The organism is Fodinibius sediminis (assembly GCF_900182555.1).
GTDB lineage: Bacteria > Bacteroidota > Rhodothermia > Balneolales > Balneolaceae > Fodinibius > Fodinibius sediminis.
The window spans coordinates 82,399-103,895 of record NZ_FXTH01000002.1 but is presented as its reverse complement, the minus strand read 5'-3'; the positions used below and the strand labels follow the sequence as shown (position 1 = coordinate 103,895).

At 49.9% G+C, this 21,497-nt stretch carries 17 protein-coding genes; 5 read left to right on the top strand and 12 right to left on the bottom strand.

Going from position 1 to position 21,497, the window contains the following annotated elements; translation table 11 throughout:
* The first annotated feature begins 58 nt into the window (after positions 1–58).
* Both FN808_RS02525 and FN808_RS02520 read left to right on the top strand, forming a co-directional pair.
* Positions 59–1,471, top strand: coding sequence for a Gfo/Idh/MocA family oxidoreductase (locus tag FN808_RS02525; RefSeq protein ID WP_142712978.1), 1,413 nt, complete (start codon positions 59–61; stop codon positions 1,469–1,471).
* 259 nt (positions 1,472–1,730) lie between these two features.
* Positions 1,731–3,116, top strand: a complete 1,386-nt coding sequence (locus FN808_RS02520) for a putative oxidoreductase C-terminal domain-containing protein (RefSeq protein WP_221929883.1) — start codon at positions 1,731–1,733, stop codon at positions 3,114–3,116.
* A 42-nt stretch (positions 3,117–3,158) separates the two neighbouring features.
* Here the strand turns inward: FN808_RS02520 and purE are convergent, their stop codons facing one another.
* Both purE and FN808_RS02510 read right to left on the bottom strand, forming a co-directional pair.
* Positions 3,159–3,650, bottom strand: a complete 492-nt coding sequence (gene purE, locus FN808_RS02515; protein ID WP_142712976.1) for a 5-(carboxyamino)imidazole ribonucleotide mutase — start codon at positions 3,648–3,650, stop codon at positions 3,159–3,161.
* Between the two features lie 61 nt (positions 3,651–3,711).
* A complete protein-coding gene (locus tag FN808_RS02510; protein WP_142713231.1) occupies positions 3,712–4,872 on the bottom strand; it encodes a 5-(carboxyamino)imidazole ribonucleotide synthase in 1,161 nt (386 codons plus the stop codon).
* A 186-nt stretch (positions 4,873–5,058) separates the two neighbouring features.
* On the opposite strand from FN808_RS02510, the gene prfA reads away from it, so the two are divergent.
* Positions 5,059–6,132, top strand: a complete 1,074-nt coding sequence (gene prfA / locus FN808_RS02505) for a peptide chain release factor 1 (RefSeq protein ID WP_221929895.1) — start codon at positions 5,059–5,061, stop codon at positions 6,130–6,132.
* A 58-nt stretch (positions 6,133–6,190) separates the two neighbouring features.
* Here prfA and pckA read toward each other — a convergent pair whose 3' ends face one another.
* From pckA to FN808_RS02455, 10 genes are all read right to left on the bottom strand, one after another.
* Positions 6,191–7,789: a phosphoenolpyruvate carboxykinase (ATP) gene (gene pckA, locus FN808_RS02500; RefSeq protein ID WP_142712974.1), complete on the bottom strand. Its 1,599-nt coding sequence runs from the start codon at positions 7,787–7,789 to the stop codon at positions 6,191–6,193.
* A 250-nt stretch (positions 7,790–8,039) separates the two neighbouring features.
* Entirely contained in the window at positions 8,040–10,805 is a 2,766-nt protein-coding gene (locus FN808_RS02495) for a serine/threonine-protein kinase (protein ID WP_142712973.1), read from the bottom strand.
* 50 nt (positions 10,806–10,855) lie between these two features.
* Positions 10,856–13,234 (bottom strand): serine/threonine-protein kinase, encoded by a 2,379-nt coding sequence (locus FN808_RS02490; RefSeq protein WP_142712972.1) that lies wholly within the window; start codon positions 13,232–13,234, stop codon positions 10,856–10,858.
* Between the two features lie 211 nt (positions 13,235–13,445).
* Positions 13,446–14,021: a sigma-70 family RNA polymerase sigma factor gene (locus FN808_RS02485; protein WP_142712971.1), complete on the bottom strand. Its 576-nt coding sequence runs from the start codon at positions 14,019–14,021 to the stop codon at positions 13,446–13,448.
* A gap of 478 nt (positions 14,022–14,499) precedes the next feature.
* Positions 14,500–15,345 (bottom strand): DUF5777 family beta-barrel protein, encoded by an 846-nt coding sequence (locus FN808_RS02480; RefSeq protein WP_142712970.1) that lies wholly within the window; start codon positions 15,343–15,345, stop codon positions 14,500–14,502.
* A 13-nt stretch (positions 15,346–15,358) separates the two neighbouring features.
* Positions 15,359–15,928: a YceI family protein gene (locus tag FN808_RS02475; RefSeq protein WP_246068264.1), complete on the bottom strand. Its 570-nt coding sequence runs from the start codon at positions 15,926–15,928 to the stop codon at positions 15,359–15,361.
* 8 nt (positions 15,929–15,936) lie between these two features.
* Positions 15,937–16,383, bottom strand: a complete 447-nt coding sequence (locus FN808_RS02470; protein WP_142712969.1) for a c-type cytochrome domain-containing protein — start codon at positions 16,381–16,383, stop codon at positions 15,937–15,939.
* 30 nt (positions 16,384–16,413) lie between these two features.
* Complete coding sequence (locus FN808_RS02465) at positions 16,414–17,322, bottom strand: hypothetical protein (protein WP_142712968.1); 909 nt, start codon at positions 17,320–17,322, stop codon at positions 16,414–16,416.
* A 60-nt stretch (positions 17,323–17,382) separates the two neighbouring features.
* Positions 17,383–18,648, bottom strand: coding sequence for a hypothetical protein (locus FN808_RS02460; RefSeq protein WP_142712967.1), 1,266 nt, complete (start codon positions 18,646–18,648; stop codon positions 17,383–17,385).
* Between the two features lie 9 nt (positions 18,649–18,657).
* Positions 18,658–19,185, bottom strand: coding sequence for an RNA polymerase sigma factor (locus FN808_RS02455; RefSeq protein WP_221929882.1), 528 nt, complete (start codon positions 19,183–19,185; stop codon positions 18,658–18,660).
* Positions 19,186–19,687: 502 nt separating this feature from the next.
* Here FN808_RS02455 and FN808_RS02450 point away from each other — a divergent pair.
* Complete coding sequence (locus FN808_RS02450; RefSeq protein ID WP_142712966.1) at positions 19,688–20,407, top strand: Bax inhibitor-1/YccA family protein; 720 nt, start codon at positions 19,688–19,690, stop codon at positions 20,405–20,407.
* A 15-nt stretch (positions 20,408–20,422) separates the two neighbouring features.
* Positions 20,423–21,484 (top strand): endolytic transglycosylase MltG, encoded by a 1,062-nt coding sequence (gene mltG / locus FN808_RS02445; protein ID WP_185958212.1) that lies wholly within the window; start codon positions 20,423–20,425, stop codon positions 21,482–21,484.
* The last annotated feature ends 13 nt before the right edge of the window (positions 21,485–21,497 follow it).

Sequence of the window (21,497 nt, the reverse complement as noted above, 5' to 3'; positions counted from 1 at the left end):
ATAAGATTAAAAGTTGACAGGAGATAATATGGACCAACAGACTAACAGTAGTAACACAATGTCACGTCGTGATTATCTGAAAACATCGGCCATGGGGGCTGCCGGGCTGCTTTTTGCTCCTTCCATCGTGCCGGCTTCGGTGCTGGGGCCCAATCCTCCGAGTGAGAAGATTAATATAGGACAGATTGGTTTCGGCCGTATTGCCAAAGCCCACGACCTGCCATCGACGATGGATAACGATGTAGCGCGCGTTGTTGCGGTCAGTGATGTGGATATGGACCGGGCAGTTGAAGGAAAGAAATTCATTGAACAGTACTATGCTGAGGAAAAGAATAAAAAAAATTATGTAGATGTGGATGTATACCAGGATTACCGGGAAATGCTGCAGGATCCTGAAATTGATGCTGTTATCATCAGTACACCAGACCACTGGCATGCCCGGCCCGCTATTGAAGCGGCTCTTGCCGGCAAGGATATCTATCTGCAAAAACCGGCATCACTGACGGTGGAGGAGGGGCGTGCGATGAGTGATATTATTCATCGCACGGGAACCGTATTTCAGATCGGAAGCCAGCAGCGTTCGGTCAATCCCTGGCCCCAGTTCAAGCGAGCATGCGAGCTGGTCCGCAACGGCCGGATTGGCGAGCTCCGGCGGGTTGAAGTCGGACTTCCCGGCGATCCTGGCGGGGGAAATCCTTCGCCCACGCCGGCACCGGGCAATCTGAACTATGATATGTGGGTGGGGTCCACCCCCGATGTTCCCTATACAGAGCAGCGCGTTCATCCCGAGGATGACTACTCGCGGCCCGGATGGCTGCGCTGCGAAGCCTATAGTGCAGGCATGATCACCGGGTGGGGCGCTCATCATATCGACACGGCTCACTGGGGCATGAATACCGAGTATACCGGACCGGTTGAACTGGAGGCAACAGCCCGGTTTCCAACCGATGATCCCAATTACCGGGGCCTGTGGAATGTGCATGGCAATTTTAGGGTCACGGCCCAATATGCCAATGGGATTAGGATGACGGTTGGCGGTGATAACAAACAGGGCGTTCGGTTCATCGGCTCAGACGGGTGGATCTATGTCAGGCGCGGCGATGCAGGCGTTACGGACAGTGACCCCGGCAGCGGCGACGCGAACCAGGCCGCTCCTTTCCAGGCCAGTGATCCGGCAATACTGAAATCAGAAATAGGAGAGCATGAAACACATCTTTACGAAAGTGAGGAGCAGCACAAGAACTGGCTGGAGTGCATTAAAACACGTGAACGGACGGTGGCCCCGGCCGAGGTGGCTCACCGTTCCTGCAGTGCCTGCCTGATTTCTCACATTGCCATGAAGCTGCCGCGGAAGTTACAGTGGGACCCGGTCAACGAACGGTTTAAAAATGATGATGAGGCAAATGCCATGCTTTCCCGCACTCAGCGATCCCCGTGGGGCATCAAGCATATTGAACAGCTTCAGCTGTAAATCGGAGATTATCGGCAGCTATCATATTAAATGCTGATGTGTTACTTTATGCGGCCCGGAGATCGGGATGGTGCTCATCGTTTCACCCTGATCCTTTCGGATTGCCCAGTAAGCCGGCAACGGTTTTGTGGAGTACCGATTGCCATATCGCATACGGCACTGCTCCCTGGCCGCATCAGCTGAATGAAGAGGAATACTAAGTTACAAGGCCAAAATATCGAAGGTGGAAATAATGTACAATTCATTGGCAAGGCAATATATGATTCTTTTATTAATCCCGGTTATGACCTATGCATGCTCAGGATCCGAATCCGGGGAAAAGCCCGAAGATAAAAAACCATTTACCGGTGCCGACAAAGAGGTGAAGCTTATGACGGTGGATCCGGGCCATTTTCATGCCGGTCTGGTTCAAAAGTATGGATACGACCAGGTGGATTCGGTGGCGTATGTATATGCCCCCGAAGGCTCGGACGGGCTGGAACGACACCTGGATCGGATTGAGCAGTATAACAGTCGTCAGGAAAATCCGACAAACTGGGTTGAAAAGGTGTATACCGGTCCCGACTTCTTTGAAAAAATGATTCAGGAGCAGCCGGGCAATGTGGTGGTGCTTGCAGGTAACAATGCCCAGAAGACAAGCTACATTAAACAATCGGTTGACGCCGGTTTGAATGTACTCGCGGACAAACCCATGGTTATTAAACCGGAGGATTTTCCCATGCTCAGGGAGGCCCTGGCCCAGGCTCAGGAAGATGGTATACTGCTGTATGATATCATGACAGAACGGTTTGAGATCACCACCTTGCTACAGCGCAGGCTTTCCATGAATGCCGATGTTTTTGGATCAATTGTGGAGGGGACCCCTGAAAATCCCGCCATCACCAAAGAAAGTGTGCATCATTTCTTTAAATACGTTTCGGGGCAGCCCCTCACCCGTCCGGGCTGGTTTTTTGATGTGGACCAGCAGGGTGAAGCCATAGTGGATGTTTCCACGCACCTGGTTGATCTTATCCTTTGGGAAACCTTCCCGGGACAGGGCATTGACACGACGGATGTTCAGGTTGTACAGGCCGATCGCTGGGCTACGGAAATGACACCGACTGAATTCCAAAAGGTGACCCGGATGGAGTCGTACCCCGATTATCTGAAGGAAGATCTTGATGATGAAAACAATCTGAATGTCTTTGCCAATGGTTCTTTCGTTTTTCAGGTCAACGGGGTGCACGGCAAAGTCTCCGTTGAATGGAACTATCAGGCTCCTGAAGGTACCGGGGATACGCACTATTCCATCATGCGGGGGAGCAAGGCCAACCTGGTCATCCGGCAGGGGGAGGAACAAAACTACGTACCCACGCTCTATGTTGAACCGCTGGATGGGAACGGGGGTGAGGCCTACGAAGAGACCCTGAAAAAAGCTATTGATGATATTGCCCGGGATTATTCGGGCGTATCACTGACTACAGCTCCGGGGGGCTGGCAGGTTGTCATCCCCGAGAAGCACCGCGTGGGTCACGAGGCCCATTTTGCCCAGGTGACCCGGCAGTATCTGCAATACCTTGCCGACGGGGAGATTCCCGGCTGGGAACGCAAGAACATGCTCACAAAATATTACCTGACAATGCAGGCGTATGCCAAAAGCAGGTAGTTCCGGGTTCTCGCTCTTAGTATTGAAGGAAGAGGGGAGCGGCTACGTCAGATTTTGCGTTTTTTTCTCCGACTCCTCTGCCATTTGCCTGTGATAGGCCGATAGTTTTTCGGCCAGTTCCGGGTTGTCCATGCCCAGCATGCGTACAGCCAGTAGCCCGGCATTGCCCGCTTTGCCGATAGCCACCGTTGCAACAGGAACTCCATTGGGCATTTGGACTATGGAGTAGAGACTGTCAATGCCACTGAGCGTGCTCGTCTTGATGGGTACCCCAATAACCGGCAGCGTGGTATGGGCGGCTGTCATGCCGGGAAGATGGGCGGCCCCGCCGGCGCCGGCAATAATAACTTTGATGCCCCGGCTGCGGGCTTCCCTGCCATAGTCAGCCATCATGGCTGGTGTGCGATGGGCCGAAACCACTTTCTTTTCATAAGGAATATGAAACTCTTCAAGGATGGAACAGGCGTCTTTCATTGTGGGCCAGTCACTGTCGCTGCCCATAATGACACCTACCAAAGGCGTTTCTTTGCTCATAATATTGGTCGATTTTACGTATTAGTGCTGATGTTCTGATAGTACTGATTTAAAATCTCAACTATATCCGTATGGCCCGGGTAACTTCCCGTGCTTTTTTATAAGTAGATTCCATCTCATTTCCCAGGAGGGTATAATGAGCCATCTTTCGTCCCGGCCGGCTGTCGAGCTTGCCGTAAACGTGCAGGTGCCCGTCGGATGCCTGCAGGCTAGCCAGGGCGTGATCAATTTGGGCATCACGCTGGTCGGTACCCAGCAGGTTAATCATTGCCACCGCGGGTTTTCGAAGATCCGTTGCCCCGAGGGGAAGTCCCATTACAGCACGGACGTGATTTTCAAACTGGGAGGTGACACAGCCCTCGATGGTGTAATGACCCGAGTTGTGGGGACGGGGAGCCGACTCATTGAGCAGAAGCTTCCCCTCCGGGGTCAGGAAAAATTCAAAGGCAAAAAGCCCTTTCCCATCAATAGCCTCTGTAGCATGCACAGCAATTTCGCGTGCTTTCTCTTGGATGGCGGGGGCTACGGGGGCCGGGGTTTTGAGGGCTACGCAGATGTGATTCTCCTGTACCGTCTCACAGCAGGGATAGACAACATGGCCGGTTTCATTGCGGGCAACCTGTACGGCCAGTTCATGGGTGAAGTCAACGAAGGCTTCTGCAATGATATCGTGGCCGTCATGGCCTCCCAGTTTGTCAAATGCTTCACGGGCATCCTCAAGCTGGTGAACCGTCTCATTGCCAAAGCCGTCATAGCCGCCTTTGGATGATTTCAACAGGTATGGCCAGCCGTGTGTGGCACCAAAACTTTCTAAAGCGTCTTCATCACCAATTAGGGCATAGGGCGTGACGTCAATACCGGCCTCTTCAAAGGTCTTTTTTTCAATAAGTTTATTTTCAATGAGGGCAAACGTCTGTGGTGACGGGTAAATCGGGGTACCGCTCTCTTCCTGCGCACGTGCGAGGATATCCGAGTCTATGAACTCATTTTCCAGGGTCAGTACGTCACAGGTCCCGGCAAATGAAGCAAGGTCGTCGGACGAGCTAAAGGAGCCGGATTGGGAATGGGGGGTCATAAATTGAACAGGCTCATTCTCCGGTCGATCAGAAAATACGCCTACTTGTATGCCATAGCGGAAGGCCTGCAATCCTGACATGCGAGCCAGCTGTCCGGCTCCCAGAAAACCAAGTCTAAAGTCCGCGGATAGGGGGTTTTTGTCCATTAGATGCATAGATTTCAAGGGTTAAATTTCGACTCAAACATACTAATTATTCGTTTAGAAATTAAGGCACACAGTCAAAAAGAAAATTTTAATTCTTTGTGGCAAATTCTTCATTTTGGAGAAAGAATCGTATTTTAAGCCAGAACTTTTGAACATTAACAATCCAAGTAATACCGAGGCATGGACATTGAGGCGAAATTAGAGCAGGTCCGCGAACGATTTGAAGAAGTTACGGCTGCTATGAGCGATCCGGCGATTTATGATGACCCTCAGCAATATACAGAATTGACTAAAGAGCACAGCGAACTGAAAGAGCTGGTTGATCTCTATGAGGAATGGAAGCACGTCAGGAAGCAGATTCAGGGAAACAGTGAGCTCATTGAGGAGGCTGCCGATGCGGAAATCACCGAGATGGCGAGAGAGGAAAATGATGAGCTGAAGCCCCGCCTCGAAAAGCTGGAAGAAGATATCAAGTTCAAGCTTATCCCCAAAGATCCCGATGATTCCAAAAATGTTATTGTTGAACTTCGGGCCGGGACAGGGGGCGATGAAGCAGCCATTTTTGTCGGTGATCTGTTTGATATGTATCGCCGCTATGCCGATAAAATGGGATGGAAACTGAACCTGCTGAGCCTCAGCGAATCGGAGAAGGGTGGATATAAGGAGCTTACCTTCGGGCTTGAAGGCGAGGAGGTCTTTGGAAAAATGAAATACGAGAGCGGTGTTCACCGGGTGCAGCGTGTTCCTGAAACCGAAACCCAGGGGAGGGTGCACACTTCAGCGGCTACGGTTGCGGTGCTGCCGGAGGCGGAGGAGGTGGACATTGACATAAATACCGCTGACCTTCGGGTGGATACGTTCCGGGCCAGTGGTGCCGGCGGACAGCATGTCAATAAAACGGACTCGGCCATACGTATCACGCACGAACCGTCGGGGGTGGTGGTTGAATGTCAGCAGGAACGCTCGCAGCACCAGAACAAGGAAAAGGCCATGAAGATGCTGCGTTCCAAGCTCTATGAAATGGAAGAAGAAAAACTGCGAAAGGAACGGGAGCAGGAACGCAAAAGCCAGATCTCAACCGGCGATCGCAGTGCCAAGATTCGAACCTATAACTTCCCCCAGAGCCGAGTCACCGATCACCGCATAAATCTGACACTCTATAATCTTGAAGATATCATGAAGGGAGAGGTTGATGAGGTTATTGAAGCCCTGCGGGTTCAGGATAACCTGGACAAACTAAATGCCGTGATGGAAGAGTAGCTGTTTCCCGGACTCACGCCTTGCAGGCACCTCCGAAATAATGGCCGGGCTCACGGCATCAGATTTTTGGCCCCGCCTCTGTAATGTTCTTACTCACCTCTTGTTCATATTGGGCAAAATTTTCGGCAAACATTGATGCAAGCTGATTCGCTTTTCGGTTGTAGGCTGCTGAATTATCCCAGCTGTTGCGCGGATCCAGGATGTCACCGGGAACGCCCTGCACTTCAACAGGGATCGACAGACCAAATATGGGGTCTTTTTTGAAAGTGGTCTTTTCAATATTTCCGCTGAGAACCTCCGATAATATCCGGCGGGTGTCAGGCAAACTCATGCGCCGTCCAACGCCATGGGGGCCGCCGGTCCAGCCTGTATTCAGGAACCAGACCGAGGTGTTATGCTGTCGTAATTTATCAGCCAGCAATGTAGCGTAACGCACCGGGTGCAGTGGCATGAATGGAGCCCCAAAACAGGCGGAAAAGGTAGCCTTGGGGGCGGCGACTCCTCGTTCTGTTCCGGCGATTTTAGCCGTATAGCCGCTTATGAAATGATACATGGCCTGTTCGGGCGTCAAGCGGGAAATGGGGGGCAGAACGCCAAAGGCATCGCAGGTCAGAAAGATAACGTTTGAGGGATGATGGCCGGTTCCGTCGTCAGAAGCATTGGGGATATAGTGAATGGGATAGGCACAGCGAGTGTTTTGGGTCAGGCTTACATCTGTAAAATCGGGCCGGCGGTCCTCATCCAATGCTACATTTTCCAGGATGGTGCCCGGTATTTTTGTAGTGGCGTAAATGAGTGGTTCGTTCTCGGCAGACAAGTTTATCGTTTTGGCATAGCATCCGCCCTCGATATTAAATATGCCATCTTCACTCCAGCCGTGTTCATCATCGCCGATGAGAATGCGACTCTCATCGGAAGACAGCGTTGTTTTTCCGGTGCCGGAGAGCCCGAAGAACAGAGCGGCGTTACCTTCGTCATTGGTGTTGGCAGAGCAGTGCATGGCCATTACCTGCTGCTGGGGGAGCAGATAATTCATTACGTAAAAGATCCCCTTCTTCACTTCCCCGGAATAGAGGGTGCCGCCGATGAGGATAAGTTTCTTTTCAAAATTAATGAGGATGAATGCTTCGCTTGAGGTGCCGTCCCGGGAAGGATCAGCTTTAAAATGAGGGGCAGCCAGGACCGTAAAATCAGGAATATGATTTTTCAAAGCCTCCTCGGAAGGCCGGACAAACATGTTATGGGCAAACAAGCTGTGGTAGGCTGCTTCGCTGACAACCCGGACATTGAGCTGGTACTTCTCGTCAGCACCGGCATAACAATCTTTGACATACAGCTTCCTGTTGCAAAGGTAGGCTGTTACTTCTGAAAAAAGATGTTCAAAGACTTCTTCGGTGATGGGTTGATTGATGCTGCCCCAGTCAATGTCATCATGGATCGATGGTTGATCTACAATAAATCTGTCGGCCGGGGATCGGCCGGTGTATTTCCCTGTCATCACGCGGAGTACATAGTCACCGGTTAGTATCGCTTCTCCATTTCTTATGGCCTCTTCATAGAGTTCCGGTGGACTAAGGTTCCAAATGGAATCCACATTATCTTCAAGGTTCAGGTACCCGAGTCCGTTTGTGCTTCTTGGGAGTGTGCTTTTAGCCATGGGAATAGCCGGTTTATTTTGTTAGCGGGGTATATGGACAAGACATTATCTGTTCAGAAGTCCGTCAAAACAAAAGTATAAGCATTCTTATCGTCAAAGTGGGAGGGGGGATAAAAATACATACCTATCAGAATGGGTATGCGCTTACATCCTTAAAAAGTTATGTTCAGGTAATTTCTGCTTTAGTAATTGGATCCGCAGGCTGCTTCTGGAATGAAAAAAATGAAGGTGGCTGGAATCCCGGTGACGGTCAGTTCAATGTTGACTTGGAATCCTGCTGGTATTGCTTCCTGGATCTGGCTAGAAGCGATTTTGCTTCCCTGATACGGGGGTCCGTGTCCTTGAATGAGACCTTGTAGATGGAGATGGCTTTCTCCAGTTTCTGTTGTACCTGTTCGTATTTTTGTTGAATAAATTGAAGTTTGGCGTGTTCAACAAGATTTTGAGCTATCCGGTAGTGATCTGACGGTAGTTCTTTTGAATAGATAGCCCCCGAGAGGGAGAACAAAGAATCGGCCCTGCTCAAGCTGCCCAATTCTGTAAGAACAGAGGCGAGGGCATTATAGTCAATGGCCACTCCATAGTGCTCGGGACTATAGGCTTCCTTATCGATAGCCAGTGTTCTTTCAAAGTAGGACTTGGCTTCTTCCAGGTCACCGATATCCTGCAACACCGACGCATAATTGTAGTAGGCTACCCCCAGCGAGGGGTGGTCCGGTTCCAGCAGGGACTCCTTGATACTGATGGTCTCCTCGTAGCTGGCCTGTGCCCTGTCATACTCTTTTCGGTCAAGGAAGACAAGGCCCAGGTTATTGAGGGAGTAGGAATAGGGCAGGCTTTTTTTTCCATGTACCGTCTTTTTGAGTGATAAGCTCCTGCTTGCAAACTCTTCGGCTTTATCCAGTTCGTTAAGCTCGCGGTAATTGACTGATAAGGCATCATAGGTGGTGGCCAGAGCAATATGGTCGGGACCCAAAAGGGTAGTTTTGACGTCTATACTCTTTTGGAGGTACTGATTGGACTTCTGGTATTTCCCCATATGAGCATAAAGGCCACCCAGGGATGACAGGGTCTGGGTGATGTTGTAATGTGGCTGCTGGTAGAACTCTTCGTAAAACCGGTGTACCTCAAGCAAGTGTTCCTCTGCCTGGGCATATTCACCCAGCCTGATCTCCACTTCTGCCAGGTTGTCCAGGGTGGTATAACGGTGCACTGACTGGCTGTTGCCCGAAGCGGTATAGTGATGGTCGGCTTTGTAATAAAGTGTTTGAGCGCTGTCATATTCGGCCTGAAACGCCTTTATTTGTCCGTAGATGGCATATTTGTGGGCAAAGTCGAGTGAAGGTCCCTCCTGGTTTTGTTCCACCATATTAAGGGCTCGCACAATCAGGGATTCTGCCTGTTGCTGGTTGCCGCGAATGCGTTCCAGGGTAGCCATGTCTGATAGAACAGCGGCGGTTTTCGGGGCGTTTTTCCCATAATAATTCCTGCTTTTGTTCAGGGCCTTGGTATATGCTTGTTCGCTGGATTCATACGCCGAGATATTCTCGAGGGCATCACCTATGGACACCAGCAGTTCAATGTAGGTGGCAGGCTGATCCGACAGATTGTTTTCCACTTTATCTATTCCACTGACAAGCAATGATTTGGCCGAAATATCATTGCCGGAATAGGACTCCCGGGCCGGGTTGGTCTGGTTGAAAATATTGAGCATGAAGTCTTTGGTCTCCCTCGCCTTGGCGGCCTCCAGCTGCGCTTGGTTTCGCTCCTCCGCAATCCGCTGGGTATAAAAACCGATGAGCGCAAGCAGGAGTGCCATTCCACCGGCCGCCATGGACATGCCTTTTTTATGGCGTGAAAGGATTTTTTTTACCTGGTAGAGCGACGATCCCTCCCGGGCCGATACCGGAAGGCCCTGTTCGAGGCGGTGCAGGTCCTCGATGAACTCACTGATGCCCCGATACCGTTCCTCGGGTTCTTTGCGTATTGCTTTCAACGCTATGGCATCGAGATCACCCTTAATCTGTTTTATCTGCCGGGGATCTTCTGGCTGAGCATTCGCGCTGGGAGGCTGGGGGGGCTTCTTTACGATGCATTGCTCCAGCTGATACTGCGATGCACTGTCTATGTTGTAGGGATAGGACTGCCACAGCAACCGGTACAAGACGACACCGAGGGCATAGATGTCGGTGGCTGTGGTGACGGCTTGTTGTCTAATCTGTTCCGGGGCCGCGTAGCGGGGAGTAAGAATGCGGTTTCTGGTTTGAGTCAGCGAGATGGAATTATCGTTATCAACCAACAGTTTGGAGATACCGAAATCCAGTATTTTAACCTCTCCACTGGTGTTGATGAGAATATTATCGGGTTTGAGATCGCGATGGATTACCAGGTTTTCATGAGCATGGCGAACCGCCTTCAGCACATCTGTAAAAAGGGCTATCCTGTGATTGAGCGAAAGGTTACGCTTTTGACAGTATTGGTCAATCGGGACCCCATCCACATATTCCATGACAAAGTAGGGGAAGCCGTCGTCGGTGACTCCGCCGTCAAAAAGCTTGGCTATGCCCGGATGGTTGAGTCCCGCCAGGATGTTACGTTCTTGCTGAAAACGGCGAATGTTGGTCTCGGAAGCTCGTCCCTCGCGGATAACCTTGACAGCAACCTGGTGCTCAAAGGCTCCGTCTGAGCGGCGGGCCAGGTAGACAGCCCCCATGCCGCCTTCTCCCAGTAGTTCTTCCAGGGTATAGGCTCCAATGGTATAGCCGAGCAGAGTTGCTGAATCCGAGAGGGAGGCCTGTTCATTTGCAATATCTTCGTATAGGCTTTCCTTAAATTCCCCCGGATTTTCAAGCCATCCTTTGGAGTCAAAAATTGATTCAAGAAGCAGGGTTATTTCTCCCTTGAGTTCTTCATTCCCTTCGCAGGCCTGTTCAATATAAGCTTGCTGCCTGTGCTCAGGGAGGGTAAGCACCTGGTCAATGATGGATTCTATTCTATCCCAGTGATTGTGATTCATCTCCTAACCGTTTCCGAAGCCAGCGTCGTTTTTTCCAGTGCTGGTGCGAGTTAGTGTTTTGCCGAGTAGAATCGGGCTTTATCCGGTTTTCCCCATATTTGGAACAGGTTGGACAGGGCCGAGGCCGCTTCAAGGCTACGCCAGTCGTCTTCTCCAAACTTGTCACAGAATTTTTCATAGGCCTCCTCTACGATGGGTACATTCTTTTCAAATTCACCCTGCATGGCCCGGCTGACGGCTAGTCCTCCTTTTGCGCTGATGACCTGCCAGTGGTCGTTGGGAAGCTTATCCCGGAGAATCTGATACCCTTCCTCCAGCAGATTTTCGGCTTCGCGGGTGTGCAGTTGCTTGATTTTCAATAGTCCCAGTCGGACAAGGGAGGAGGCAATATGATGATGGTCGGGGGGAAATAGTTTGCGACGCATGCCCAACGCTATTTGATGCAGCGAGTCGGCTTTGGGGTAATTCCCCATCTGCTGGTAGGTGAAGGCGAGGTGATTGTAACCGCTTGCAATATCGGGATGCAGGCTGTCGTGGACTTCATGTTCAAGCTTGATACTCTGTTTGTGCAGCTTGACGGCCTTGTCATATTTTTGCTGGTCGCGGTAGGCAATGGCCAGATTTCCCAGTGAAGTTGCCAGCGACAGTTTATGGGTCGAGTCGGCCAGTTCAATCGCCCTCTTGTAGTATTCCTCTGTCTTGAGGAGTTTCCCCTGCTCCCGGTAGACGGATGCCAGCGATCCATAGAAGGGGGCGGCATAGCTGGTATTTTCCCCGTATTCATACTGTATCAGCTGCAGGGCTTCCAGATAGGCAGCTTCTGCCTGTTGAAATCTTCCCGTCCGGCCATATACGCGTCCAATGCGACTCAGATTGTTGATATAGGTCTGCTGGGCACTTTGGGGCTGGGAGGGAGAATAAAGGGCGAGAGCTTCACGGAGGAGGTTTTCCCCCTTGTCAAAGTCGCCCAGTGATATGTAGTTTTCACCGAGCAGTCCCAACAGCTCAGCCTTCACCTCGGGCTGGTCTTCCAGCCCTCTTTGAATATCACCGGTTCCGCGATCCAGTACTTCAGCGAGTGTAATATCTCTGTCAGGCTGTGAAAAGGGATCCTGCTGCTGCAGAATCTCACTGAACAGATTTTTTATCTGTGTCGCCCGTTCAGCCTCCAGCCGGGCACTGTTTCGCTCCTGGGTAATACGCGTGGTGTGAAGTGCCCCGAAACCAATGAGAAGGAGTAAGAATCCGATACCGGTGAGAAGGCTTATTTTGTGGCGTGCCAGGAATTTTTTGCTGCGATATTTCAGCGTATCGGAATGGGCAGATACCGGCAGTCCCTGCTGATAGTGATTCAGATCTTCTAAGAATTCATTGGCTACGCGGTATCGCTGGCCTGCCTCCTTGCGGATTGCTTTCAGAGTAATGGCATCGAGATCTCCCCGTAGCTGCTTCTTGAAGGCGGGCGAAGATACCTTGTCGCTCGGTTTGGGAGGCGCTTCCTTGAGAACCTTTTGTTCCATTTGATAACGAGAGAGTGTGTCCAGCTCATAGGGATGGCTGCCGCTGAGCAGCCGATAGAAGACAATGCCCAGGGCATATAAGTCGGTAGCTGTCGTTATATTCGATTCCGTAATCTGTTCGGGCGCGGCATACCTGGGTGTCAGCAACCGGGCACCTGTTTGGGTAAGATCGGCTGAGGTTTCCTCTTCCAGCAGCTTGGATATTCCGAAATCAAGAATCTTTGCGTTGCCTTCCGGGTCGACCAGGATGTTGCTCGGCTTAAGGTCCCGGTGAATGACCAAGTTTTCGTGAGCATGACGGACTGCTTCGAGAATCTGCTTGAACAAGCTGACTTTTTGCTCTACCGTGCAGTCGTTTTGTTGGCAGTACTCATCGATGGGAGTACCCTCGATATATTCCATGATGAGATAATGAAATCCATCTTCGGTAATGCCACCGTCGAAAAGCTTGGCTATTCCAGGATGATTAAGTCCGGCCAGGATGTTGCGTTCACGGCGAAAGCGCTGAATATTTTCCCTGGTTGCTTTTCCGTGCTGAATAATCTTGATGGCAACCTGATGTTCGAACTGGCCATCGGTGCGTTCAGCCAGGTACACAGCGCCCATCCCGCCTTCCCCGATCTGTTCCTTGATGGTGTAGGCCCCAATAACCCGCCCAGTCAGGGAGTCATGGGGGGAGAGAAGCTCGATATCGGAGGACATTTCATGATAAAAGTCCTCCATGTATGTCTGCGGATTCTCGAGCCATCCTTCGGAATGGAAAATTGACTCCAGCAGCGAAGTGACCTCTCCCTTGAGTTTCGGATTTCCCTCGCACTGTTGTTGAATAAAGCTGTTGCGTTTGCCTTCAGGCAGCTCAAGCGCCTCATCAATAATTGTTTCAACTTTGTCCCAGTTGATATCAGTCATGAATGTTGGAGTTATTTTCTAAGACAGACGTTATCACCTTTAGGAAGTTCTGTGACCTTGGAGATACTTTTTTGTATCACCAAACGGTTGTTGGGAGTTGGATATGCTGCAACTGCGATTCTGATGATTAAACGGTTCAGCATATCGGGACAGAGACATATAGCTCCCCTTCGGTCTATATATACGCAGCAGCAACATGAAACAGCTCAAATTAATTGACTTCAAACTGACCTTTGAGCTCCTTGTAGAGCCATCCCCTCGCTTTCATCCAGTCTCTCTTAACCGTACTTTCTGAAATGTCCAGTGCTTCGGCTGTTTCCTCAATGGTCATTTCCCCGAAAAAACGCATTTCTACAACTTTGCTGAGTCGTTCATTGAGTTTTTCCAGTTCTTTCAGAGCTGCATCGATATCTATAAGTTCCTCGGCTTTCCGATCCTGCCTTTCAAAAAGCTCGTCAATAAAAGTTACATCTTTTTCCTTGCCTCCCCGTTTTTGGGCATGCTTCTTTCGGGCATAATCGATAAGGATTTGACGCATGCACCGCGAGGAAATAGCCAAAAAATGACTTTTATCCTTGAAATCAAGCTGGGTTTGGTCAATCATTTTAAGATAGGTTTCATGAACCAGTTCCGTCTTGGAGAGCGTATGGTCAGGAGACTGCTTGCTCATTTGGACGTAAGCCAATCGCCTCATCTCTTCGTAGATGAGGGGGTAGAGCTGATCATAAATATTATTTTCTCCCTTTTTTAGACGGATTAACAGCTGTGTAACCTCAGATTTTTCCATCTATGACAGTAATTATTTTATCGACGACCTTTTAACCTGATGTTTTGAAATACCTTTGAACATAGCAGCTATGCGATAGACGATAATTCAGGGGCTCTGATAAAATTGAAGAGTACCACACTGATCTCAAGCAACGTTACTGCAATTCCACGTCTTCCATTTCATCTGCAAACGGAATTTTATCTTATTCCCCTAATCCAGTTGCATGATTTACCGCTTTTGAAAAGCCACAGCCCCTATATAAAGAAAGTTACTATTTAAGTCAATGTATTGGATACGGTTATATATAAAAAATATGCTAAGATACAGGGCTGTACCTGGATAATGTTTATGAGTTGAATAACACAGTCTGGAGCCAACCGACATGGGAGGATGCATTATTTGTACAACGATAATGCAAATGAATAAACTGTTCCTGGTGAATTGGATAACCGGGGCCAAGTTCTTGGGGCTGGTTTTTGAAAAGTTATGGAGCGAACTACAGCCCAAAGATGCGATTGACGTTGAAGCCAAATCGGAAGTCGCCGGCCCAGAATTGTTGATCATTGTCTGCGATGACAAATTGTTGCAGATGCCACTCTGTAGAGGTAAAGAAAAGCTGAAAGACATGCCCGCCGGTCTGGATGTTCATGCCCAGGGAGAACGCATTCTTGGTTCCTGGGAGGTGTTCTCCCAATACGGGGTAATATTCGGCGGTAAGTGCATAGCGTTTGGACAAATGAATGGCCATTCCCATCCCCAGAGCGAATAAATTCTGGCTTCCAATGGCATTATACCGGTTGAAATGAGCATAGGTGGGGAGAATCTGGAGGCTGAAGCGCTTGCTGAATTTTCGAGAAAAAATTAACGAGGATGCTATGCTGACATCATCGGACAGGGGTTGCCTGTTTTCCTGGGTGATAATGCCTAAATCTCCCTGCAAGGAGATGCTCACCGGCATTTTTTTCAGGGAATCCTGTTGGAAAAGGGCGTATTTGGTCCTGATATCGACAACGTTGAGCTGTGATGAGCGTCCGATGCCGACGGACCAGCGGTTCGTCAATCCCATGTCAAGGCCGAGACGTACATTCTGGACATTATCAAAACCGAAAAAGTTGCTTATGGCGTCGGTTGTGGCGATCCCGAAGCTATGCATGATGGTAACATTGAGATTACGGGCAGGAATGTGTTCGGTTGTCGGTTGAGTGATCAGGGTGGGAGTCCAGAACGCGTCATCAACGGTGGATGCAACGGCAACCCGCTGTCGTTGCATTTGTGCCTGCAAGCCGGTGACAGCTATAAGCTGGAGCAGAATAACAATGTAAAAAGCTTTAGATAATCGCATGATGACACCACAGTTATTTTGATGGTTGAGAGGCCAGGGTGGCAGAGATCGAAATAGGGATCTTCTCACTGACCCGGTAGAACAGAATGCCCGGGGGTTCGATGTTATAATTTTCCATATTGATGGTCCACGATGCGTCGACTTTGAGGCCCTTGTCCGTTTTTTGGAGTGTACCGTCGACACTTAGCTTTCTGCTTATTCCGTGCATGCTGAAATCCCCCCGGACCGTGACATCCTGTGCGTCGGAGGAAGAGGAATCAAAAGGCGAGGCCAGCTTCCCAAAAAATTCTGCAAAGGGATATTGATCAGCCTGAAGGGTCTCAAGCATGTCTTCATCCCGTTTCCGGATACCGGTTTTCAGGGTATGGACATCCACGTAGAAGTCAACGGTTGAATCGGAGAGGCTTATTTTACCTACCAGCTTATCGGAATGCCCGGTGAAGGAGTGCAGTGGGACGGATGATTTAAACTCGGCATGACCATTTTTTGTCATGTATACCTGGCCAATTCCTTCGACGGACAGTGCCAGCAAAAAGCCCCCTAAGAGTAGCACCAGCCTCAATTTCTGTTTACTGCTCATCATTCGCATGGCTAATTGTTTTGAGCTCCTTCCTCTATCCAGTTGCGAATAAGCGTAATCTCCTGCGTGCTGAGCGAAGGCCCACCCTGGGGCATGCGCGCACCCTGTGACGGGTCAGACTCAATTTTATCAACGAGGGGACTATTGTCGGGTTCGCCCTCTATAACGATGGGGCCCCCATACTGATCGCCGACGCTGCCCATGACGTTCTCATAGCTATCCAGCCGTACGCCACTGGTGCGGTTGCCAATATGGCAATTCCCGCAGTTTTCGGTGAGTATTTGCTGGACATTAGCAAAGGTTGGCTCATCACTTCCGTTGGTGCCATTATCATTGTTGTTATTGTCAGGACCCGTGCTGCTATCGCCGCAGGCAGTTATCAAAATAGCAGAAAGGCATACAAGGGTCAGTGTAAATAACAAGCTGTTATACCGGTGAGTGTAGTTTTGAGGTCTCATAGCAATAAGAGTGTGATGTTAGGTTAAAGGTTAATAACCGGGATCGTCCGGTCCGTCACTGCTGTCATTATTCTGATAACCCGGAGCGGCGTCCATCCCTTTTTGTGCTACCGGCCAGATGCCCGGACTTGAGAAGCTTACGCCCCTGGTGTTACCACGCTGCATGTCGTCCTGACCGAAATAGTACAGCGGCCATCCTTTATAGGTCAGTTGCTGGCGGCCATATACACTGATGGAGCCAAACAGTTCACTGTTCAGGGTGCTGGGAACAGCTTCGGGTTCTATTTCATAGATCGGCCAAACTCCGTTATTGCTGAAATCTTCAGCCGTGAAGTTGTTGGTATTGGCAGAGTCGTTGATGAAGATATAGAGGGTCCTTCCTTCAGCATCAACAAGGTGGGAGGTTACACCTTCGCCCTCTACATAACGGCCGCTTTCATCGATCATATAGTTCCTGTCATCGTGGCCAACCAATTGCTGGGAGGCAATCATTACGGAGTAGTTCGCCTTGGCCACATACCATGCATCGTTGATACCGTCTCCATTGACTGTTCCCGGTTGTTCGTCCCCGGAGAAATAGTAAAGCGGCCACCCCTGGAAAGTAGTCTGGGCGGGTCCGTCTGACCGCTTGATCACAGTGAAATCGTCAGCCTCCAGGCCACTGCCGACCCGGGGCTGCCCGCTATGGAAGATCGGCCAGTTTTCCACACATTCACCCACGCAACTGCTTTTACCGTGGACGTCGGGGGAGAAAATATACAGGACCCCGCCTGTACTGTCAGCCAGAACTTCGCCGTTGTCGGACGTTGAGACCAGTTGGACATCAAATTCAGAGGAGAGGCCCGGGGTCGCAGGCGTGCTGCTGTCGCTGCATCCTGTAGTGAGTACCATTACAAGGATGGTCATACTGAGCGGAAGAAGGGTATTGAGTAATTTCATGACGAGAGGATTAAGGGTCAAAATTTGATTTGTAATGAGAGATCATACGCTATCGTATTCTTAATTGAGGTTGTAGTTTAGAGATACAAGGCTTCCAATGGAGTACAGTTTGACATTGCCCCAGCCTACTTCTTTAAGGGGCAGTTTTATAAAGGGTTCGACCTGTATACTCAACCCGGCGTTCAAACGGTGCCTGTAGCCAACAGACAGCTGCAGGTTGCTCAACCAGTGTCGGGTGCCTGTCTTTCCGCTCCACTGCTGAACCAGGTGGCTATTGGAGCTGTTGTAGTCGAACTGATAGTCTTCGCTGAGCATGATATAGGAATTTGCTCCTGCCGAAGCATACAGCTCGGACTTTGCCAGGTGTAAAAAGTCATATTGCAGGCTGACCGGGATATCAAGGATGATACACTGTGCCGTTGTTCGGGAGGGGATCGTACCGTAAGACCAGAATCCCCGGGGAGCCCGGTATTCATTCCCATCTGCTACATACCGTACAGAAGAGCGTATAACCCCTCCCCGGATGCTCACATTATTTGTCAGGCGATAGGAGAACAGCAAGCCGAGATTATAGCCCGGGTCATAGAACTCCGACAACGATCCCACGGTACTAAGGTCGGGGCCTGCAGCAAGACTGACAGATGTGCGGGAAGCAGCCGCCGGCTGAGGTTGAGGTTCGGGACGGGTCGCCGGAGCAGGGGACTTCTGTGGGGCATCTGTAGCATTGGCCGTTTGTTTGTCTCGGGGGAGCGGAGGAGCAGCCTTGGCAAGAATAGGGGTATCAGGTTCAGTTTTTAATTCATTGAGTTGGCATGAAGCACAACCGAGGCGTCTGGAAGGGATCATTTCAATGGCCTCGGCTGCTATGCGGAGTTGACCGCCGTCATCCGCTTGTTCATCTGCGCCCTCTCCGGTGCCGGGGAACCGCTGTGCCGCCCGGGCCGGGTCGCCGGCAGGAGCGGGGGCTCTGCTGTTGTTGGCTGTGTCACGACCGGCCGGTTGTTCCTGGGTTGGGTCGGCCTGGCCGGATCGTCCTTCTTCATTGTCGTCGGTTGACTGGGCAGGCGTATTTTGATGGCTTAACTGCTCATTAATATGCTGGATGTCTTGGTAATTTTGATAGACAGCGTAGCCAAGAAGAGAAAAAAGGAAGAGGAGAGCGGCGGCGATCAGCCACCGTTTTTTCTGTGCCGCCTGTTGTTCTGCCTGCCGATCCAGCTGCTGCTCAAGTGCGATCCAATCAGATTCACGATAATCAATATCGTATTCCTCAACCTTTTTCTTGAAGAGTTCTTCAATCGGATCCTTGTTATTATTATCAGACATAATGCGTTGTTAGATAAAATTTTTTTCCAAAATGGCCTGCAAATTATGTTTGGCCTTCGACAGGTTTGATTTGGAAGTGCCAACGGAGATGTCAAGCATTTCGGCAATTTCCTTGTGCTTGAAGCCTTCAATTACGTGAAGGTTGAACACCGTACGATAAGCCGGTGAAAGTTCTTGGACCATATCAATGATCTCTGCATAGTTTATACCGCTTGTGATCGTCTCACTCGTGCTCACAGCGTTGCGAGCTGCTTCCAGTCGTTCCTCCTGCGGTTCATTAGCATGTCTGTGAAAATGGTTGATGGCCGTATTGATAATGATTCTCCTGAGCCAGGGTTTAAAGGGACGGTTGATGTCGTACTGATCAATGTTGGTAAAGACCTTCATAAATGCATCGTTAAGGGTTTGGGCTGCCTGGTCCCTGCTGTCGGCGTAGCGCAGTGTGATGCTCATGCCATAGGCATAGAACATTTTATAGAGTTTCTTCTGACTTTGCCGATGCCGGTGCTGGCATCCCTTTATTATTTCCCTAATCAAAATCGGATCTTTTTAAAGAGCAGATTTGTGTTTTCAGCTACAGGAGCATTTCCTGTTCTACTTTACTATACAACATTATTGGGAAGAGGGTTGCCTTGCAATTAATATTTGTTGCGAATTACCAACCGAAGGAGACGCGGGATTCTCGCTCCCTGTCAACCTGAGAGGCGTTGTGAACAACCTGATAAGGAATGATCAGGCACCTATGGGATTCGGATTGATGAAAGGGCGGAGGTTGTGAACGAAAAGACGGATTGAAGGGGCGGCGGCAAGGGGGAGGAATATGTACCCAAATACAAAAAGCTCTCAACCGATCAAGGTTGAGAGCTTATTTTTAGGGCATTTGGACATAGAAGCGTCCAAGTATTGTGTTATGTAGGATGCTACGAATATTGATCAGTAAAGTTACACCTGATTTTCGAATAAAATATTTAGGGTATAAAGTTGTTATTCATGGTAATCAGATGGTATATTTCGCCTGAATTTGAATACAACTTTATATATGAGAACTGGAAATCCCACTCTTACACAAGAAACATTCCGACAGACCGGTCAGGCCGTATCGGCTGACGGGACCATGACCGTGAGCGGCACCGTAAACAAAACGTCGGTCTTATTTCTTATTCTGCTGCTCGGCGCCTCTATCAGCTGGTACCAGCCCTCATCCCTGTTGATATGGGGCGGTGCTATCGGGGGCTTTATTATTGCAATGATAACGATTTTTAAAAAGGAATGGTCACCGGTAACAGCCCCCCTATATGCAGGGCTGGAAGGACTCTTCCTGGGCGGTATCTCCCTTCAGTATGCCGGCATGTACAATGGGATTGTTTTTAATGCTGTTTTATTGACAATTGGTATCTTTGCGGCAATGTTGATGACCTATCGATCGGGACTCATTGAGGTCACCCAGAAATTTAGAATGGGGGTGGTTGCAGCAACCGGAGGCATTGCGCTGGTCTATCTGGCAAGTATAGTCCTCAGTTTCTTTGGCATTAATATAAGCCTTATTCACGGCGATGGGCTCATGGGCATAGGCTTCAGCTTGATTATTGTCGGGGTGGCTGCCCTTAACCTGGTGCTCGATTTTGATATGATAGAGAAAGGAGCCCAGGCGGGCGCTCCCAAGTATTTTGAATGGTATGCCTCTTTTGGATTAATGATCACCCTTGTCTGGTTGTATATTGAATTGCTTCGTCTTCTTTCCAAATTACAGCGCCGATAGAAAACACAGGTGAGTGTGAGTAACAGATTCATTTCAGTCAGAGAACTTATACTGGGTTTTTTGCTTTGGCTTGCTGTCGCCTTTCTTGTGGCTGAATCGCGATGGAATCGTCTCTATGAGAAGCCTGTGCTAGCCACTGATGAGGCCGTTGATCTTTATCTTGCCGAGCCAGTCAATGCCGATGGCTTGGAAAAGGCGCTTGAAAAACAGGGGCTTCTCTCCAGGAGGGAGGAGTTCAGGTGGGCTTTGAAGACGCTTCACTGGAGCAACTTCAGGGAAGGGCACTACCGCTTCAGCCCCCAGACATCCTATGAAGAACTTTTTACCAGGCTGGGCAGGGGGCTACAGGATCCCATTCGCCTGACGATCCTGCCGGGACAGACCCGAAACCGTATTGTCAGGTCGGTTTCGGAAGCATTTCGCTTTGATTCAACAGCCTTGAAGAAGACACTGACGGACAGTAGCTTTCTGGCAGAGGCGAGAGTGGATACACAGAACGTCATTGGTCAGCTGTACCCTGCGACCTATGATTTTTACTGGACCGCATCCCCGCGGAGTGTGATTAATCGACTGCTTAAGACGTTCGAGGAAAACATCATCTCCCAGTATGAGCAGCGGTTTAAAGAACTTGACAAATCTGTTAATGAAATTATCACCATGGCTTCCATTATCGAATGGGAAGCCACGCTTGAAAGTGAAAAAGACACCATAAGCGGACTTTACTGGAATCGCCTGGAAAAGGGAATGAAGCTGCAGGCTGACCCGACCATCAATTACGCGGTGGGAGAGCGGCGACGCCTGCTGTACGAAGACTACAAAATAGATCACCCCTATAATACATACGTCCACGCCGGCCTGCCGCCCGGCCCTATCACCAACCCCAGTAAAGGTTCAATAGAAGCAGCCCTGTTTCCCGAAAGTCATGACTATCTTTATATGGTAGCCAGTCCTGAAGGAAACCATAATTTTTCTGAGACTTACAGCGAGCATCAGCGCAAGAGTGCCGAATGGAGGAGATGGCTCGAAAAGCAGTATCGCATTAAAAGAGAGCAGGAGCGCGAGAGCAGCACAAACTGACAGAGACTGCTTG

What these genes read in the sequence shown, in the direction of transcription:
- FN808_RS02525 (WP_142712978.1), top strand. Translation starts at nt 59, where the DNA reads ATGTCACGTCGTGATTATCTGAAAACATCGGCCATGGGGGCTGCCGGG.
- FN808_RS02520 (WP_221929883.1), top strand. Translation starts at nt 1,731, where the DNA reads ATGATTCTTTTATTAATCCCGGTTATGACCTATGCATGCTCAGGATCC.
- purE (WP_142712976.1), bottom strand. Translation starts at nt 3,650, where the DNA reads ATGAGCAAAGAAACGCCTTTGGTAGGTGTCATTATGGGCAGCGACAGT.
- FN808_RS02510 (WP_142713231.1), bottom strand. Translation starts at nt 4,872, where the DNA reads ATGGACAAAAACCCCCTATCCGCGGACTTTAGACTTGGTTTTCTGGGA.
- pckA (WP_142712974.1), bottom strand. Translation starts at nt 7,789, where the DNA reads ATGGCTAAAAGCACACTCCCAAGAAGCACAAACGGACTCGGGTACCTG.
- FN808_RS02495 (WP_142712973.1), bottom strand. Translation starts at nt 10,805, where the DNA reads ATGAATCACAATCACTGGGATAGAATAGAATCCATCATTGACCAGGTG.
- FN808_RS02490 (WP_142712972.1), bottom strand. Translation starts at nt 13,234, where the DNA reads ATGACTGATATCAACTGGGACAAAGTTGAAACAATTATTGATGAGGCG.
- FN808_RS02485 (WP_142712971.1), bottom strand. Translation starts at nt 14,021, where the DNA reads ATGGAAAAATCTGAGGTTACACAGCTGTTAATCCGTCTAAAAAAGGGA.
- FN808_RS02480 (WP_142712970.1), bottom strand. Translation starts at nt 15,345, where the DNA reads ATGCGATTATCTAAAGCTTTTTACATTGTTATTCTGCTCCAGCTTATA.
- FN808_RS02475 (WP_246068264.1), bottom strand. Translation starts at nt 15,928, where the DNA reads ATGATGAGCAGTAAACAGAAATTGAGGCTGGTGCTACTCTTAGGGGGC.
- FN808_RS02470 (WP_142712969.1), bottom strand. Translation starts at nt 16,383, where the DNA reads ATGAGACCTCAAAACTACACTCACCGGTATAACAGCTTGTTATTTACA.
- FN808_RS02465 (WP_142712968.1), bottom strand. Translation starts at nt 17,322, where the DNA reads ATGAAATTACTCAATACCCTTCTTCCGCTCAGTATGACCATCCTTGTA.
- FN808_RS02460 (WP_142712967.1), bottom strand. Translation starts at nt 18,648, where the DNA reads ATGTCTGATAATAATAACAAGGATCCGATTGAAGAACTCTTCAAGAAA.
- FN808_RS02450 (WP_142712966.1), top strand. Translation starts at nt 19,688, where the DNA reads ATGAGAACTGGAAATCCCACTCTTACACAAGAAACATTCCGACAGACC.